Annotated in this window: 15 protein-coding genes; 9 read left to right on the plus strand and 6 right to left on the minus strand. The window is 41.9% G+C overall.

The window, feature by feature from the left end; genetic code table 11:
• Positions 1–52 precede the first annotated feature (52 nt).
• Positions 53–526, minus strand: coding sequence for a phasin family protein (locus B9T34_RS04015; RefSeq protein ID WP_086211881.1), 474 nt, complete (start codon positions 524–526; stop codon positions 53–55).
• A gap of 197 nt (positions 527–723) precedes the next feature.
• Between B9T34_RS04015 and B9T34_RS04020 the strand changes: the two genes are divergently transcribed.
• The 8 genes from B9T34_RS04020 (at position 724) to fdx (ending at position 6,899) form a co-directional block, all read left to right on the plus strand.
• Positions 724–1,368, plus strand: coding sequence for a hypothetical protein (locus B9T34_RS04020; protein ID WP_086211882.1), 645 nt, complete (start codon positions 724–726; stop codon positions 1,366–1,368).
• 116 nt (positions 1,369–1,484) lie between these two features.
• Positions 1,485–1,961 carry an Rrf2 family transcriptional regulator gene (locus B9T34_RS04025; protein ID WP_086211883.1) on the plus strand — a complete coding sequence of 159 codons (477 nt, stop codon included), beginning with the start codon at positions 1,485–1,487 and terminating at the stop codon, positions 1,959–1,961.
• 1 nt (position 1,962) lies between these two features.
• On the plus strand, positions 1,963–3,180 hold the full coding sequence (locus B9T34_RS04030) for an IscS subfamily cysteine desulfurase (RefSeq protein WP_086211884.1): 1,218 nt from the start codon (positions 1,963–1,965) through the stop codon (positions 3,178–3,180).
• 104 nt (positions 3,181–3,284) lie between these two features.
• Positions 3,285–3,671 carry a Fe-S cluster assembly scaffold IscU gene (iscU, locus tag B9T34_RS04035; protein WP_086211885.1) on the plus strand — a complete coding sequence of 129 codons (387 nt, stop codon included), beginning with the start codon at positions 3,285–3,287 and terminating at the stop codon, positions 3,669–3,671.
• A gap of 35 nt (positions 3,672–3,706) precedes the next feature.
• Entirely contained in the window at positions 3,707–4,027 is a 321-nt protein-coding gene (gene iscA / locus B9T34_RS04040) for an iron-sulfur cluster assembly protein IscA (protein WP_086211886.1), read from the plus strand.
• Between the two features lie 99 nt (positions 4,028–4,126).
• Complete coding sequence (gene hscB, locus B9T34_RS04045) at positions 4,127–4,642, plus strand: Fe-S protein assembly co-chaperone HscB (RefSeq protein ID WP_086211887.1); 516 nt, start codon at positions 4,127–4,129, stop codon at positions 4,640–4,642.
• A gap of 42 nt (positions 4,643–4,684) precedes the next feature.
• Positions 4,685–6,544 carry a Fe-S protein assembly chaperone HscA gene (hscA, locus tag B9T34_RS04050; protein WP_086211888.1) on the plus strand — a complete coding sequence of 620 codons (1,860 nt, stop codon included), beginning with the start codon at positions 4,685–4,687 and terminating at the stop codon, positions 6,542–6,544.
• 16 nt (positions 6,545–6,560) lie between these two features.
• On the plus strand, positions 6,561–6,899 hold the full coding sequence (gene fdx / locus B9T34_RS04055) for an ISC system 2Fe-2S type ferredoxin (RefSeq protein WP_086211889.1): 339 nt from the start codon (positions 6,561–6,563) through the stop codon (positions 6,897–6,899).
• Between the two features lie 111 nt (positions 6,900–7,010).
• Here the strand turns inward: fdx and B9T34_RS04060 are convergent, their stop codons facing one another.
• The 4 genes from B9T34_RS04060 to B9T34_RS04075 form a co-directional block, all read right to left on the minus strand.
• The gene (locus B9T34_RS04060) at positions 7,011–8,468 is read right to left on the minus strand and encodes an adenylate/guanylate cyclase domain-containing protein (protein WP_086211890.1); all 1,458 of its coding nucleotides are present in this window, start codon (positions 8,466–8,468) and stop codon (positions 7,011–7,013) included.
• Positions 8,469–8,521: 53 nt separating this feature from the next.
• Positions 8,522–8,956, minus strand: coding sequence for an HIT domain-containing protein (locus tag B9T34_RS04065; protein WP_086211891.1), 435 nt, complete (start codon positions 8,954–8,956; stop codon positions 8,522–8,524).
• A gap of 230 nt (positions 8,957–9,186) precedes the next feature.
• The gene (gene mfd, locus B9T34_RS04070; RefSeq protein ID WP_086211892.1) at positions 9,187–12,645 is read right to left on the minus strand and encodes a transcription-repair coupling factor; all 3,459 of its coding nucleotides are present in this window, start codon (positions 12,643–12,645) and stop codon (positions 9,187–9,189) included.
• A 126-nt stretch (positions 12,646–12,771) separates the two neighbouring features.
• Positions 12,772–13,131 carry a hypothetical protein gene (locus tag B9T34_RS04075; protein ID WP_086211893.1) on the minus strand — a complete coding sequence of 120 codons (360 nt, stop codon included), beginning with the start codon at positions 13,129–13,131 and terminating at the stop codon, positions 12,772–12,774.
• A 491-nt stretch (positions 13,132–13,622) separates the two neighbouring features.
• Between B9T34_RS04075 and putP the strand changes: the two genes are divergently transcribed.
• Entirely contained in the window at positions 13,623–15,137 is a 1,515-nt protein-coding gene (putP, locus tag B9T34_RS04080; RefSeq protein WP_086211894.1) for a sodium/proline symporter PutP, read from the plus strand.
• A gap of 45 nt (positions 15,138–15,182) precedes the next feature.
• Here the strand turns inward: putP and B9T34_RS04085 are convergent, their stop codons facing one another.
• The gene (locus B9T34_RS04085; protein WP_086211895.1) at positions 15,183–15,674 is read right to left on the minus strand and encodes an Lrp/AsnC ligand binding domain-containing protein; all 492 of its coding nucleotides are present in this window, start codon (positions 15,672–15,674) and stop codon (positions 15,183–15,185) included.
• Between the last annotated feature and the right edge of the window lie 12 nt (positions 15,675–15,686).

Below are 15,686 nucleotides of genomic sequence, written 5' to 3' on the forward strand. Positions count from 1 at the left end.
GCAAAAATTTGACGAAAAAAACCTTGAATAATGAATAATCACTCACAAATTCCTATTTTTTAGCCAATTGCTCTAGAATTTTGCGTTGATCTTCCGCCAAGTGGTCAATTTTTTCGTTAAGCTGCAGAATTAATTTTTCCAAACGCTGGATATCTTTAGGGCCTGACAATCCAATCCTATTTAAGGACTGATTTACGCCGTGATCTAAAATTTTCTCGACCTTGTCTTTAGTTTCTACAACTGATTCTTTTGCCTTTTCCGAAACTTTTTCTACTGTCTGATCTGCGATATCTATCGTTTTAGATTCCAGCTCTTCTCCGACCTTGACTAAAGAATCAAAAAGTTTATTGCCTTCTTCTTCAGCACGGGAAAAAGCGCCTAGACCAGCCAGCCAAATTTGTTTGGTATATTTACGAAAATCCAACACTGATTTTCGATTGTGGGAATCGCGGAGTTTGGCTTTATTATGTTTTTCCGCAACATTTTGATCTATTGATTCAGAATCATTTGTATTTGTTTTATCCATACAAAGCACCGCTCCTAGTGTTTTTGTGTGCAAATTTATATGTCAATCTGCAAATTAGACCTATAATAACAAACTTAAGGCTTGATAGATTTGCAAAACTGTTCTACAAAGCAATTTAATTGATGTGTTTTTTGTTTTTAACCTGAAATCACCACGAAGCAGGATGCTTATTCATTTCAGGTAAGGATTATATTTTTATGAGTGGCACGCAGCAAAGTCAAAATCAGCCGCATATGTTGCTTACAATGACATTGATTGTTTTAGAAACCATTTTCACGTTTATTTTAAAACATGACCGTGTTGTCGCTTTACAGGCCAAAAAATTTATCGATGAAAAAATAGCCATAAAAATAAACAGCTATATTCCCTATTTTGACATATATGTTCAGTTTACAGACAAAGGCATTTTATTTGATGATAAGGCGCCGGAAAAAGCTGTAGATCTAGATATCCGCACTACACTTGCTGATTTAATTAAAATCTTTGTGTTTGGCAACCGCCGCAGCATCAAAACCATGCGAATTGATGGCGACATTGTATTGAAAGATGAATTCCGTGATTTGCTTTCATTATTTAGCGTACCGAAAGTTTTAGGTGACTGGAAACAATGGCTAACCGAACCAGCAAGTGAACATGAAATTACTGCTTCTAAAAACCGCATTGCGCCGCTTTTAGATAAAATTGACCAGCAGCGCTCTAAAATCAATACATTACAAGTTGAAGCGAAGCAGTATAAAAACCGCATTAAACGGATTGAACGCCGCCAAAAGCGCATAAATATTATATTTACAATTATTACCGTGCTTTTGAGCGCGCTGTTAGTGTATAATTTATGGCTCTAATAAATATATAATTTTTATAAATTTTGCATTTCACATAAACAATCTTAAAAATACTTGACTATTTTAGTCAGGATTCATAAAATCTGCACATCTAGTCTAATCATGTGTATCGAATCATGCGCTTAACAACTCGCGGTCGTTACGCAGTGACTGCTCTACTCGATTTAGCTTTGCAGCCTACTGAACAAACGATCACTCTTGCAGAAATTGCGACACGTCAGACAATTTCAGTAGCTTATCTAGAGCAGCTCTTTGCGAAATTAAAACGCCACGGCTTAGTTTCAAGTATTCGCGGTGCGAACGGCGGCTATCATTTAGCACGCAGCGCTGAAGAGATCACAGTTTTAGAAATCATTGAAGCTGTAAATGAAACTGTTGACGCCACCCGCTGCGACCATAAAGGCAACTGCCAAAATGGCGCAATGTGCTTGACTCACGATTTATGGCACGAACTCTCCAATCATATTGCCGATTATCTCGGAAAAATCACGCTTGCTGACCTTGTAGCCCGTGACAACGTTCAAACCGTTGCCATCCGCCAAAACACATCAGCTTTTGATGATTCAACCCTTCTATCGGTTACAGGTATTTGACATGAAACGTCCTATTTATCTTGATTATGCAGCAACTACTCCCGTAGATCCTCAAGTTGCAGAACGTATGATGGAGTGCCTAACATTTGACGGTACTTTCGGCAATGCAGCATCGCGCTCTCACGCATATGGCTGGCAGGCTGAAGAAAAAGTTGAATATGCGCGTGAACAAGTTGCAAACCTGATTAAAGCAGATCCACGTGAAATTGTATGGACTTCAGGCGCAACAGAATCTGACAACCTTGCATTAAAAGGTGTAGCTCAATTCTACGGTTCAAAAGGCAAACACATCATTACGTCTAAAATTGAACATAAAGCAATTTTAGATACTTGCCGTGAATTAGAAGAGGAAGGCTTTGAGATCACTTATCTTGAGCCTGAAGCAAAAACAGGTTTAATTACACCTGAAATGGTTGAAGCTGCTATTCGTCCAGATACCATTCTTGTATCGCTGATGATGGTAAACAACGAAATCGGTTCTGTAACTGATGTTGCTGCGATTGGTGAAATCACCCGCGCAAAGAAAATCTACTTCCACGTAGATGCAGCACAGGCAGCCGGTAAAGTTGAAATCGATCTTTCAACCATGAAAGTCGACTTAATGAGCTTCTCTGCTCACAAAATTTATGGCCCTAAAGGCATTGGCGCATTATTTGTACGCCGCTCTCCTCGTGTACGCGTTAAAGCGCAAATGCATGGCGGCGGTCATGAACGCGGCATGCGTTCAGGTACATTAGCGACTCACCAAATTGTTGGCATGGGCGAGGCATTTGAACTTGCAGGTAAAAACCTCGAGTCTGAACAAACCCGCATCCGCGTACTGCGTGACAAACTATGGAATGGCCTGCAAGGTTTAGAACAAGTTTTCCTTAATGGTCACCCTGTATTTAACGTTGCAAACTACCTCAATGTAAGCTTCAACTTTGTTGAAGGCGAATCATTAATGATGGCTCTTAAAGATGCTGCAGTTTCTTCTGGTTCTGCATGTACCTCTGCAACACTAGAACCATCTTATGTTCTTCGCGCATTAGGTCTTTCTGACGAACTTGCACACAGCTCTATCCGCTTCAGTTTTGGTAAATACACAACAGAAGCAGATATCGACCACGTTCTTGAAATAACTAAAGCTGCCGTAGAGAAATTGCGTGACCTTTCTCCGCTTTGGGATATGTACAAAGAAGGTATCGACCTTTCTACTGTTGAATGGGCTGAACACTAATTCATCCCGCTGAGATAGCATTAAAATTAGTGCTATCTCATTGAAAATTGTAATTTCACCCCCATATTTTATATTAGGCTGACCCCGAGGTTTGGAGAAGCATCATGGCTTATAGCGAAAAAGTAATCGACCATTACGAAAACCCTCGTAATGTTGGTGTTTTAGACAAAAATGCAGAAAACGTTGGTACAGGTATGGTCGGCGCACCAGCTTGTGGCGATGTAATGCGCCTTCAAATCCAAGTGGATGATAACGGCGTAATTGAAGAAGCACGTTTCAAAACTTACGGTTGCGGCTCTGCAATTGCATCTAGCTCACTTGTAACTGAATGGCTTAAAGGTAAAACTTTAGACCAAGCTCAAGCAATCAAAAACATTGATATTGCGACTGAACTTGCTTTACCACCAGTAAAAGTACACTGCTCTGTTCTTGCTGAAGATGCCATTAAAGCAGCTGTAGAAGACTACCGTAGCAAGAAAGTTAAAGCTTAATTGTTCCACGTTTTTGAAATTTTAACGGAGTTTTCATGATCCATTTAACTGAAAATGCTGCAACTCATATCAGCAATTATTTAAAAAATCGCGGTAAGGGTGAAGGCATTCGCGTTGGTGTGAAAACTTCAGGCTGTTCTGGTTTAGCGTATGTGCTCGAGTTCGTAGACGAAGTCGATGCGCACGACGAAACATTTGTACAGTTTGGTGTAAAAGTTTTCGTAGACCCGAAAAGCTTGGTTTATCTTGAAGGTATGGAGATGGACTATGTTAAAAACGGCTTAAATGAAGGCTTCGAATTCAACAACCCAAATAAAAAGGGTGAATGCGGTTGCGGTGAATCTTTCACTGTATAATGCTGCCCACCTAGAAATTCATTAAAACAGTGTACATTGCACTGTTTTAATTGTATTTAAAGCATACATTTTGCATATTAACCGCGGACCACTTCTCCCATGAATCATTTTGAGCTATTCAACCTTCCTGAAGCCCTCGATATTGATTTAGCAGCGCTAAAAGATTCCTTTCTTAAGCTGCAGCAGCAATATCACCCAGATAAAGCCGAAGATAAAGATCAAGCGCTGATTAAATCAAGCGAGATCAATCAAGCGTATAAGGCTCTATCAAATGTGGATAGCCGCGCTGCATATTTGCTTAGCTTGAAAAAGCAAGACTATCATCTTGATCAATCCATCAGTGATTTTGAGTTTCTTCAGGATGCGCTAGACATTCGTGAGCAGCTAGATGATGCGCGTGCAGCTGAAGACCTTCAATCCCTTAAAGTTGAAGTTCAGCAATGGATTGACGGCTTGGTGCGCGAATTCAAAATAGATTACACAGATGAAGATTGGCCCGAAGCGCGTGACACTGTGCGCAAATTACGCTTCTTTGTAAAAGTCATGGCTGACATCAATAAAGCAGAAGATCGTTTCTTGGATGACGACAGCTTTGATCTAGATGATGATTTTTAATTTTCCCGTATACAGATATTTAAGTTCTAAGGATGTAACATAATGGCTCTCTTGCAGATTGCAGAACCAGGTCAATCTAGTGCACCGCATGAACACCGCATTGCGATTGGTATTGATTTAGGCACCACCCATTCTTTGGTTGCCACTGTTCTTTCAGGTAAAGCCAAAGTGCTTAATGACCAGCAAGGCCGTGTGTTACTTCCATCAATCGTACATTACGCTGCAGACAAGACAGTTTATGGCGATGATGCAAAAACATTGATTACTGCAGATCCTAAAAATACGATTGTTTCTGTAAAACGCTTTATGGGCCGATCAAAAGCCGATATTAAATTCCAGCACCCCTATGATTTGTCTGGCGAAGACAATCAAATGCCTGCTTTTGAAACTGCGCAAGGCCGTAAAACACCTGTCGAAATTTCAGCGGAAATTTTAAAGCAATTAAAAGAACGTGCTGAAGACAGTTTAAAAAATCCAATCAATGGCGCTGTCATTACTGTACCCGCGTATTTTGATGAAGCGCAGCGCCAAGCAACACGCGATGCAGCTCAATTAGCGGGCTTAAACGTGCTTCGCTTACTAAATGAACCGACTGCAGCCGCAGTAGCCTACGGCTTAGATCAAGACAGCAATTTGGCGCAAGATCATAACTATGTCATTTATGACTTGGGCGGCGGTACGTTTGACGTTTCAATTCTGCGTTTCTCTCAAGGCGTGTTTGAAGTCCTCGCAACTGGCGGACATACAGCGCTTGGCGGTGACGACCTAGACCGCCTCATTGTAAAATGGGCCAAAAAACAGCTGCAAATTGATACCTTAGATGACACTGAATACGCGCACTTTATTGTTGCTGCGCGTAAAGCAAAAGAAAAACTTTCAGATGCCGAAAGTGCAGATATTAAAGTTTTAGACTACGCGTTAACGCTGGACCGCCCAACGTTTGAAGAAATCATCAAAGTTGCGCTGGATAAAACGATTAGCGTGTGCAAACGCGTCATGCGCGATGCAAAACTTGAGCTATCTGATATTCAAAATGTAGTCTTGGTTGGCGGCTCTACCCGCTCTTATGCTGTACAGAAAGCGGTACGTGAAGTTTTCAATCAAGAACCGCTGTGCACCATCAACCCAGATGAAGTGGTTGCAATTGGCGCATCAATCACCGCCAATCAGCTGATTGGCAACTCTACAGACGGCTCTTTATTATTAGACGTAACACCGCTGTCTCTAGGCATTGAGACTATGGGCGGCTTGGTTGAGCGTTTAATTTCACGCAATACCGCTATTCCTGTTGCACGCCGTCAAGAGTTTACAACCTATCAAGATGGTCAGACTGCGATGCTGATCCATGTGATCCAAGGTGAGCGTGATTTGGTTGAGCATTGCCGCAGCCTTGGCCGTTTTGTACTTCGCGGCATTCCGCCAATGACTGCCGGTCAAGCACGCATTGAAGTGACCTATCAAGTCGATGCTGACGGCCTGCTCACGGTTTCTGCCAAAGAAACAACATCTGGCGTACACGCGCATATTGATATTAAACCGTCTTACGGCCTATCAGATTCGGATACAGAACGTCTATTGCTGGATGGCTTTAAATTTGCAGAAGAAGATAAAGCATTACGCCATCTTCAAGAAACTAAAGTTGAAGCTAAGCGTGAGCTTGAAGCCTTAGAGCAAGCATTGATTGCAGATGCGGCTTTACTTGCTGCAGATGAGCTCTCCGCTTTAAATCATGCAAAAACACAGCTTGAAGCTACATTTGCAAATGATGATATCAAAGCTATTGAACAAGCAGTAGAACAGCTTAAAATTCACAGTGATGCTTTTGCCGCTGCACGAATGAATCAGCACATTGATGCTGCGCTGAAAGGCACTAAGCTCGACGACTGGTCAAACTCAAACTAATTTATAGGTAAACACCATGCCACGTATTAAAGTATTGCCTCACGCAACAATTTGCCCAAATGGCGCTGAGTTTGAAGTTGAGCAAAATGCAAACCTTTGTCAAAGTCTTTTAGACAATGGCATTAAAATTGAACACGCTTGCGATATGTCAAAAGCATGCACCACTTGCCATGTTATTGTACGCAAAGGCTTTGATGCTTTAGACGAAATGGATGATGTAGAAGCTGACCTTTTAGACCGCGCTTGGGGTCTAGAACCCGACTCTCGCCTATCTTGCCAAGTTAAAATTGAAAATGATGACTTGGAAGTTGAGATTCCAAAATACACCATCAACCACGCTTCTGAAAATCACTAAGATTTTTAAAATAAAAAACCGCTGACAATTAGCGGTTTTTTTGACTTTAATTTATGATCGAAACAACAAATCAGATTAAAACTTAGGAACATCAGTTTAGAACTTCATACTTTAAATATGATTATTCTGTTCAACGATCACTTCGTCTTCCAAATTAAGCTTCACAAAACCTTCTGAGTTGGTCATTTTTTGCTGTGTTTGCAGGCGCTTAATCATTTTTTCCAGCACCACAATCAATTCTGGATATTCAAAGTTTTGAACCTCATCCAGATTCAGCAATAAATGAAAGCCCTTGTATTCATAATCAAACCAGCGCTGATATTCAGTTTTCTTAGAAGAGTATTTTTCCATGACCTGCCATGTACGCACAGGCCCTTTAATCCCTTTTAAGTAAATTGGCGCTTTAGGGGCACACAAATAATCATTCTTAACCAGCTGGTGTGTATCATCTGAAATTAAAATTTCATCGACTTCTGCCGCACTCTGCAAACGCGCAGCGAGGTTGGCATCACGGCCAACAATGGTATATGCCATACGGTGCGCAGCACCATAATTACCAACGTGGCAATAACCTGTAGAAATACCCATACGAATATGCAGTGGCGGGTAACCCATCTTAATCCAGCGCTCACGCAGCAGTTTCATTTGCTGGCGCATCACCATGGCCATCTCTAAACAGACTTTCGCATCCTGCTCTACGCCCTGGCTGTGCGGATCGCCAAAGAAAATCAGAATCGCATCGCCCATGAACTTATCTACTGTCGCTTCATACTGCTTGGCAATTTCAGTCATATGACTTAAATAATCATTGAGCAGGAAGGCTAAGTCATCAGGAATCAATGTTTCAGAAAGCTCCGTAAAACCTTGAATATCTGAAAAGAAAATGGTGAGTTTTTTACGCTTGTATTCAATCTTCGCTTCTGACTCGCCTTTCATAATGGACTGCCATAACTGCACAGGCGCATAACGGCTCAACTGGTTGGCAAATTCCATATAGCGGTTCATCTGGTCAAAATAATGATCTTTTTTCTTTGAAAGATAATAGGTTTGACCGCGCTGATAGAAGCTTCCGACACCAAAATAAGTGATCAAGCATAGAAATCCTATGACTGTTAATTCACTATTGGTAGGCGCAAAATACTCATGGAAACCAAAAATGAAAATCGTGCAGATATAAAAGACAACAATGCCAATAAGGCTGGCCATTGCCACCATCAAAAAAGAAATTTTATTACTGATTGCTGTGTAAAGTAAGGCAAAGAAGCCTAAAAAAGTCAGCACTAAATTCAGGTGCACAGCCGACAGCATGACCGAAATTACAACAATATCGAGAATAAACAATACTGTGCGTTTTACTTTATTATTGTATTTATAGATTAGCCAATGTGAAAGTTTAGGAACAATCAACAAAATAAAGAGCAAAAAGAAAGGGATATAGATTTGATATTCAGTATCTGGCTGAGTGTAGTAGTACACGACGACGACCAAAGACAGCATGATATACCCCATCAATCGATGAAAGTACTCAAACTGTTTCGGTTCTTTATTGATCCAATCGTCTAGCGACACTCGCTCACTCCTAACCGACAAACACAGCCATATCCCTTAGACCGCTTTTCAGATCAATCCATACGCCAATCGAATGGCATATCACCTTGACCGCGAAGCGCGAGCATTAGGGTTTGACGCATATGCGCCAGCACGTCATTACTGTAAGGAACAGCCGGTGTGCCCCAAACTGGTTTAGGCCAAGCCACGTCATTTTGGTAGCGTACCACATGATGAAAATGCAACTGCGGCACCACATTGCCTAAAGCGGCAACATTCATTTTGTCTGCACGGAAAACACGCGACAATTGGCTAGACAACCAGCTCGATTCACGTAAAAACTGCTCTTGATCTGCTTGGCTCAATTCATATAGTTCTGTAATGCCAGGTACGCGAGGAATCAAAATAAGCCACGGAAATTGCATATCATTCATCAAACGACATGTTGACAGTGGAAAGTCGCCTACATAAAACGTATCTTGGGCAAGTTGTGGATGTAAACTAAACATATCTTTATAAATGATGCAAAATTAGAATGATGGCTAATACTATCACATCCTTATGGACGTGAATATTCTCTGCTTTGTGTTTCAGTATAAATAAAAAATCATTTAAATGAATTATATCACGCAGAAAAGTTGAATAAATTTATGCAAAAAATCAAAGATTTCATCAAAAAAACCGCAACTGAATGAATTCTCAGCAACAGAAGCGTTTTTTTGATGATAAATCGTTACAATCAGTTCAATTCTTTTAGCAGACTGTCCAGCAGATCGTTTAAAAATTGGATACGTTTTTCATACTCTTCCAGCATGACCATAACCTTTAAACGCTGTCCGCCGTCCATTCTGAAAAAAGTTGGATGCTTTTGCATCATTTGAATAATACTGATGGCCTGCACAGGTGTATCCGGTGAAAACTCAATGTTGCCCCCATGACTGCTAATATCAATTTTAGTAATACCAAGCTGCTCTGCTTTTAAACGGATTTGATGAACAGCAAACAGCTGTTTGACAGGCTGTGGCGGAACACCAAAACGGTCTATCAGCTCCATGCGGATATTGTCGAGTTTTTCCCGACTGTCTGTGTTACTGATGCGTTTATAGAACAGTAAACGCTGATGCACATCGCCCAGATAGTCATCCGGTATCAAGGCAGGCATATGCAAGGTAATTTCTGCAGTCAGGGAAAGCGGTGCATCAAAGTTTGGCGTTTTACCCTTTTGAATGGCTTTCGTCGCTTTTTCCAGCATTTCCATATACAGACTATAACCGATGGCCTGCATAGAACCGCTCTGCTGCTCACCTAAAAGCTCTCCAGCACCGCGAATTTCCAAGTCTTCTGTTGCCAGCATAAAGCCTGCGCCTAAAGTAGAAGCGCGGCTAATGGCATCAAGACGTTTTTCAGCATCACCTTTTAAGCCTTTGATCGATGGCACCAAAAGATAGGCATAAGCCTGATGGTGCGAACGTCCTACACGGCCACGAAGCTGATGCAGCTGAGCCAAGCCCAGCTTGTCTGCACGCTCAATCAAAATCGTGTTGGCATTCGGCACATCAATACCCGTTTCAATAATGGTAGAACACACCAGCACATTGTATTCTTTGTGATAGAACTGCTGCATCACCTGTTCCAGCTCCCGCTCCCGCATTTGACCATGCGCAACAGCCACACGTGCTTCAGGCACCAGATTACGAAGATTTTCAGCTGCGCGTTCGATCGTATCGACTTCATTATGCAGAAAATAAACCTGTCCTCCGCGCAACAGCTCGCGCAAAATCGCTTCTTTGACTGAATCGCCGGTATTTTCCTGAACAAAAGTCTTCACCGCTAAGCGTCGGGCTGGCGGCGTAGCAATAATGGATAGATCGCGCATGCCGCTAAAGGCCATATTCAGTGTTCGAGGAATTGGCGTTGCTGTTAATGTGAGCATATCGACATCAGCTCGCAATGCCTTAATACGCTCTTTGTCACGAACACCAAAACGGTGCTCTTCATCGACAATCATTAATCCGAGATTTTTAAACTGAATATTTTCCTGCAGGATTTTATGGGTGCCAATCACAATATCGACTTTGCCATCGGCCAAATCTTCAATCGTTTTGGTATGCGCTTTTGATGTGCCAAATCGAGAGAGAACCTCAATACGTACCGGCCAATCTGCAAAACGGTCTTTAAATGACTCATAATGCTGCTGTGCAAGCAAGGTCGTTGGTACGAGTACGGCGACCTGCTTATTATTTTGCACCGCTACAAATGCTGCACGCATGGCTACTTCAGTTTTGCCAAAGCCTACATCACCGCACACTAAACGGTCCATCGGTTTAGCCTGCTGCATATCATATAAAGCAGCTTCAATGGCATTGGCTTGATCCAGCGTTTCTTCATAAGCAAAGCCGCTGGCAAACTGCATATATAAGCTATGATCCAGCTCAAAACCAAATCCTGGTTTTGATTGACGGCGCGCCTGAATATGCAGCAGCTCGGCTGCAACATCATGGATTTGCTCAAGCGCTTTGCGTTTGGCTTTGTTCCATGCATCTGTACCCAATTTATGCAGAGGCGCTAAATCTGGATCACCGCCGCTATAGCGGCTAATTAAATGCAAATTAGTGACGGGTACATAGACTTTGGCTGCATCTGCATAATCCAGCTGCAGAAATTCATGATCCTGATTATCAATACTCAGTGTAAGCAAGCCTGCATAGCGTCCCACGCCATAATCGATATGCACCACTGGAGCGCCCATATTCAATTCAGTTAAGCTGCGGATTAAGAATTCTTCCGAAACTTCCTGCTGGCGCTTACGGCGGCGCTGTACAACACGGTGTTCATACAGCTGGTTTTCTGAAATGACTGTAATTTTATTGGTCAGCAGCAAGCCGCGCTCTAAAGGCGCATTGGTAATGGCAACCGCTTGCATAGATGCAATGAAATCATTGAAATTCGCTACATAAGGAATATCACCCAACGTTGGCCGCAACGCATCTTTTAAGGTTTCACGGCGTCCTGCGCTTTCAGCAACCAGCAATACAGGATGATTGGCCTGATCGATATATTTTTTGACTTCTGCGAAGGGTTTTTCCTGCTTTGGATCTACAGGCAAGCGCGGCGGAATTTCAGACTGAAGATTCAGCACACCTGATTTGTCTTCAAATGGTTCATTTGAGGCAACAATTCGGCCAAAAAGATTCAGCTGTTCCAATACTTCATTGGGTTGGCTAAATAACTGGTCTGGCGCCAATATCGGCTGATCAATGTTGTGACGGCGGTCTTCATAACGGCGGAAAGCTTCTTTCCAAAACTGCATCAAATCGTCATCAATGTATTTATCTGTAATGACAATGCCATTCTTCGGCAGATAAGCCATCAGGCTACTTTGTGTTTTCATCGCTTCTGCGCTAAAAAATAGCGGGAAGTAAAACTCTAGGCCTGGTGATGCAATACCTTCCAGCACATCCTGATAAATTGGATTTTTCTTTGGATTTGCTGAAGGAAACAGGTCTGCATAACGGTCACGAAAAACAGTACGGCCTTCTTTGAGAGGAAACTCTTTGGCTGGCAGCACCGTAAAATTTTGCAGTGTTTCTGTGGTCCGCTGCGTTTCAGGATCAAAAAACTTCAGTGTCTCAATTTCATCATCAAACAAATCTATACGGATTGGTGAAGACTGGCCTGAAGCATAGATATCCATAATACTGCCGCGCACAGCAAATTCGCCATGATCATAGACGGTATCGACTAAATGATAGCCTGCTTGGATTAATTTTAATTTCTGCTGTTCTAAGTCAAATTTTTGACCGACTTTAATATCAAAATGCTCACCCAAAACCCAAGACGAAGGCGCAATTCGCTGTGCCAAAGTTGCAGCTGAAATCAGCAGCACACCGGTTTTTGGCATATTGGATAAAATCGCCAAGCGTTCTGAAACAATATCTTGATGCGGTGAAAGGCGGTCGTAAGGCAGAATTTCCCAATCAGGGAAAATGACCGGCTTAATGCCATAAAAGTCCAGTTCGCTTTCCAACTGCCCCAGATGCTGGCTATTGCGGGCAACAATAATAAAGAGCTGCTGGATTTGCGCCGTAATTTCTTTAAACAGCAATCCCGTTGCAGAACCCTGCAAATTGCCAATCCAGCGCTTTTCGCCTGCTTTGAGCTGACTGAGTTTCAGTTGGGTTATTTCTTCTTGGAACATGTATATAGCTTTAAAGTCTAAACAACATGCGTATTATCTTAGCACGATGTTTTTCATCCTTATGCCAATTTTATTATTCGAAGCAGTGTTTTAAACTGCTTCATAAAGATAAATTCCCTACGGTCTTTATTTTTTATCGCGTAAAAAGCCGCGGTAATATTCATTTAAAACTTTGATCAGTTTTTTAAGCTCAGTTAGATTTTCTGCGGTGTTGCCTAAGTGCGCTGCGAATCGCCCATTTACAATTTCTAAGTCTATCTTTTCATTCATAATCATGGAAGCGTTATACAAAGCCTTCAAATCATCAAAATTCTTTATACGGCGGTTAGACAAATGTTCAAGCCGCGGACCATGAACTTCATTCAATATGATTCCTGCGACAATATAGCCTTTACCTTCTTCAAAACTGATTTGATGCTCTGCCATATACAGCTGTTCTGGCGTTGGCTTATGACTTTTAAAGAGTGACGAAATTTTATCGAACATGGCAATTTTTCAAAACATAGATAGCTCTGCCTATTCTAAATCTAAACCGCACAACATGCTTTCTTAAAGATTTACCTTAAGCAAAAAATGGTTTGAATGGCCCCTTTTTTGTTTTATGCCATGCTTCATCAATCAGATCCAAACCCTGCATCGAGGCAATTATTGTAATTTTATGTAAACACCAGCCTAAATAGACCCGTTATTTCTGAATAAATTCAGCTACTTTAGTTAAAAATTTCATCTATATCATTTATTACTCACCTTTATAAATGATCAAAAGTTACACAAAACACCTAAAGGCTAAAAATCAATATAATTCTTTTCTTTGTAACCAAATTTACAATTAGTTTCACAAAACGATAATAATTAGCACCCAAATGTAACAGAGCGTAATTTTCAAATCGTGTTTGAATCTGCACCTCGGACACATCGAACAATAATTCATCTTTGGATAGAGATGGTCATTTGAACAGACAATGGATGGCATAGTTATGAGCCAACTGAATCCCACGCTAATCACGTTTATTTTTTATATCGTGGCCATGATTGGCATTGGACTATACGCCTATAAGGCAACAACGAATTTTGATGACTATATTCTCGGCGGACGCAGCCTTGGCAGTGTAGTAACCGCCCTTTCTGCAGGCGCATCGGATATGAGCGGCTGGCTGCTCATGGGCCTGCCTGGCGCAATTTACTTATCTGGCTTATCAGAAGCATGGATTGCAATTGGTTTAATTATTGGCGCTTGGCTCAACTGGCTTCTGGTTGCTGGACGTTTACGCGTACACACCGAAGTACAGAACAATGCCTTAACCTTGCCGGATTATTTCACCAACCGTTTTGGCGACAGCAAAAAAGTTCTACGCATTATTTCTGCTTTCGTGATCTTAATCTTCTTCGCAATTTATTGTGCATCAGGCATGGTTGCAGGCGCTCGCCTATTTGAAAGCCTTTTTGGCTGGAACTACACGACTGCATTGTGGATTGGCGCAATCGCGACGATTAGCTACGTATGTATTGGCGGTTTCCTTGCCATCAGCTGGACAGATACCTTCCAAGCTGGTCTGATGATTTTTGCTTTGCTGCTAGCGCCAATTATGACTTATATGGCACTGGGTGATCATGCACAGCAAGTCACCACGGTTATTGAAAGTGTTCGTCCATTGGCAAACAACCTGATTTCAGACCTCAGTATTGTTGCCATTTTATCGTCAATGGCATGGGGCTTAGGCTATTTTGGCCAGCCGCATATTCTTGTGCGCTTTATGGCGGCAGATTCAGTGAAATCAATTCCAGCTGCACGCCGTATTGGTATGACATGGATGATTTTGTGCCTTGGCGGTGCGGTTGCTGTAGGTTATCTAGGCATTGCATACTTTAGCATTCACCCAGAACATGCAGCTGCGGTAACTGCAAACCCTGAAACTGTGTTTATGGAATTAACCAAAATTCTATTTAACCCATGGATTGCAGGTATTGTTTTAGCGGCTATTCTAGCCGCGGTTATGAGTACACTCAGTTGCCAGCTTTTGGTTTGCTCAAGTACTTTAACGGAAGATTTATACAAAGCCTTTATCCGTAAAAATGCATCGCAAAAAGAATTGGTATGGATTGGCCGCCTGATGGTGCTTGCCATTGCTGTACTCGCAATTATCTTAGCCATGAATCCTGAAAGCAAAGTATTAGGTCTTGTCGCTTATGCATGGGCTGGTTTTGGTGCGGCATTTGGCCCGCTGATCATTCTATCTCTGTTCTGGAAACGCATGACTTTAAATGGTGCGATTGCAGGGATGATCGTAGGCGCTGTTACCGTTATTCTTTGGAAAAACACCATGGCGGATACCGGCATCTATGAAATCATTCCAGGCTTTATTTTCTCTCTCATCAGCATCGTTGTTTTCAGCTTAATGGGCAAAGCACCATCGAAAGATGTCACTGACCGCTTTGATAAAGCTAAATCGATTTATGAAATTGAAATGGAAGAGCTAAAAAACTCTAAATAATCGATTATTCGTAGACATAAAAAAGGGGCTAAATGCCCCTTTTTTTTATTTTTTCGCAGGCTGTTTGATGTCAATCTGCGATGATTCTTTAATCACCTCCATGACAGGGTAACTTCGGGTTTCCTTTACACCTGGCAGCTGCCAGAGCACCTGTCCAGAAATTTTCCGAAACTCTTCCATATTGGCGCAGCGGATTTTCACTACAAAATCAAAGCCGCCGCTGATCATATGGCATTCCACAATCTCCGAATACTGAAGCACTGCGTCTGTAAAAGCTTCAAGCACATTGGGCGTGGTTTTATCCAGTAAAATTTCCACAAAAACCACGAAGCTTTTGTTCAGCATGTCTGGATTAAGCTTAGCTTCATAGCCTAAAATAAAGCCATCTTTTGCGAGTTTTTGCACGCGGGCCAGCGCCGCTGTCGGTGATAAATTCACCATTTCCGCCAGCTTAATATTTGAAAGCCGTCCATCTTTTTGCAGGATATCCAATATCCTAATATCGGTACGGTCCAACGTCATGATTGGGCTCGCCATCTGAATTTTTCC

Origin of the sequence: Acinetobacter sp. ANC 3813, from assembly GCF_002135435.1 — a bacterium.
GTDB lineage: Bacteria > Pseudomonadota > Gammaproteobacteria > Pseudomonadales > Moraxellaceae > Acinetobacter.

Excerpts from the sequence above, each read along its gene's own strand:
- B9T34_RS04025 (WP_086211883.1), top strand. The coding sequence starts at position 1,485 with ATGCGCTTAACAACTCGCGGTCGTTACGCAGTGACTGCTCTACTCGAT.
- putP (WP_086211894.1), top strand. The coding sequence starts at position 13,623 with ATGAGCCAACTGAATCCCACGCTAATCACGTTTATTTTTTATATCGTG.
- iscA (WP_086211886.1), top strand. The coding sequence starts at position 3,707 with ATGATCCATTTAACTGAAAATGCTGCAACTCATATCAGCAATTATTTA.
- B9T34_RS04030 (WP_086211884.1), top strand. The coding sequence starts at position 1,963 with ATGAAACGTCCTATTTATCTTGATTATGCAGCAACTACTCCCGTAGAT.
- mfd (WP_086211892.1), bottom strand. The coding sequence starts at position 12,645 with ATGTTCCAAGAAGAAATAACCCAACTGAAACTCAGTCAGCTCAAAGCA.
- B9T34_RS04020 (WP_086211882.1), top strand. The coding sequence starts at position 724 with ATGAGTGGCACGCAGCAAAGTCAAAATCAGCCGCATATGTTGCTTACA.
- B9T34_RS04075 (WP_086211893.1), bottom strand. The coding sequence starts at position 13,131 with ATGTTCGATAAAATTTCGTCACTCTTTAAAAGTCATAAGCCAACGCCA.
- B9T34_RS04085 (WP_086211895.1), bottom strand. The coding sequence starts at position 15,674 with ATGGCGAGCCCAATCATGACGTTGGACCGTACCGATATTAGGATATTG.
- hscB (WP_086211887.1), top strand. The coding sequence starts at position 4,127 with ATGAATCATTTTGAGCTATTCAACCTTCCTGAAGCCCTCGATATTGAT.
- B9T34_RS04015 (WP_086211881.1), bottom strand. The coding sequence starts at position 526 with ATGGATAAAACAAATACAAATGATTCTGAATCAATAGATCAAAATGTT.
- B9T34_RS04065 (WP_086211891.1), bottom strand. The coding sequence starts at position 8,956 with ATGTTTAGTTTACATCCACAACTTGCCCAAGATACGTTTTATGTAGGC.
- iscU (WP_086211885.1), top strand. The coding sequence starts at position 3,285 with ATGGCTTATAGCGAAAAAGTAATCGACCATTACGAAAACCCTCGTAAT.
- fdx (WP_086211889.1), top strand. The coding sequence starts at position 6,561 with ATGCCACGTATTAAAGTATTGCCTCACGCAACAATTTGCCCAAATGGC.
- hscA (WP_086211888.1), top strand. The coding sequence starts at position 4,685 with ATGGCTCTCTTGCAGATTGCAGAACCAGGTCAATCTAGTGCACCGCAT.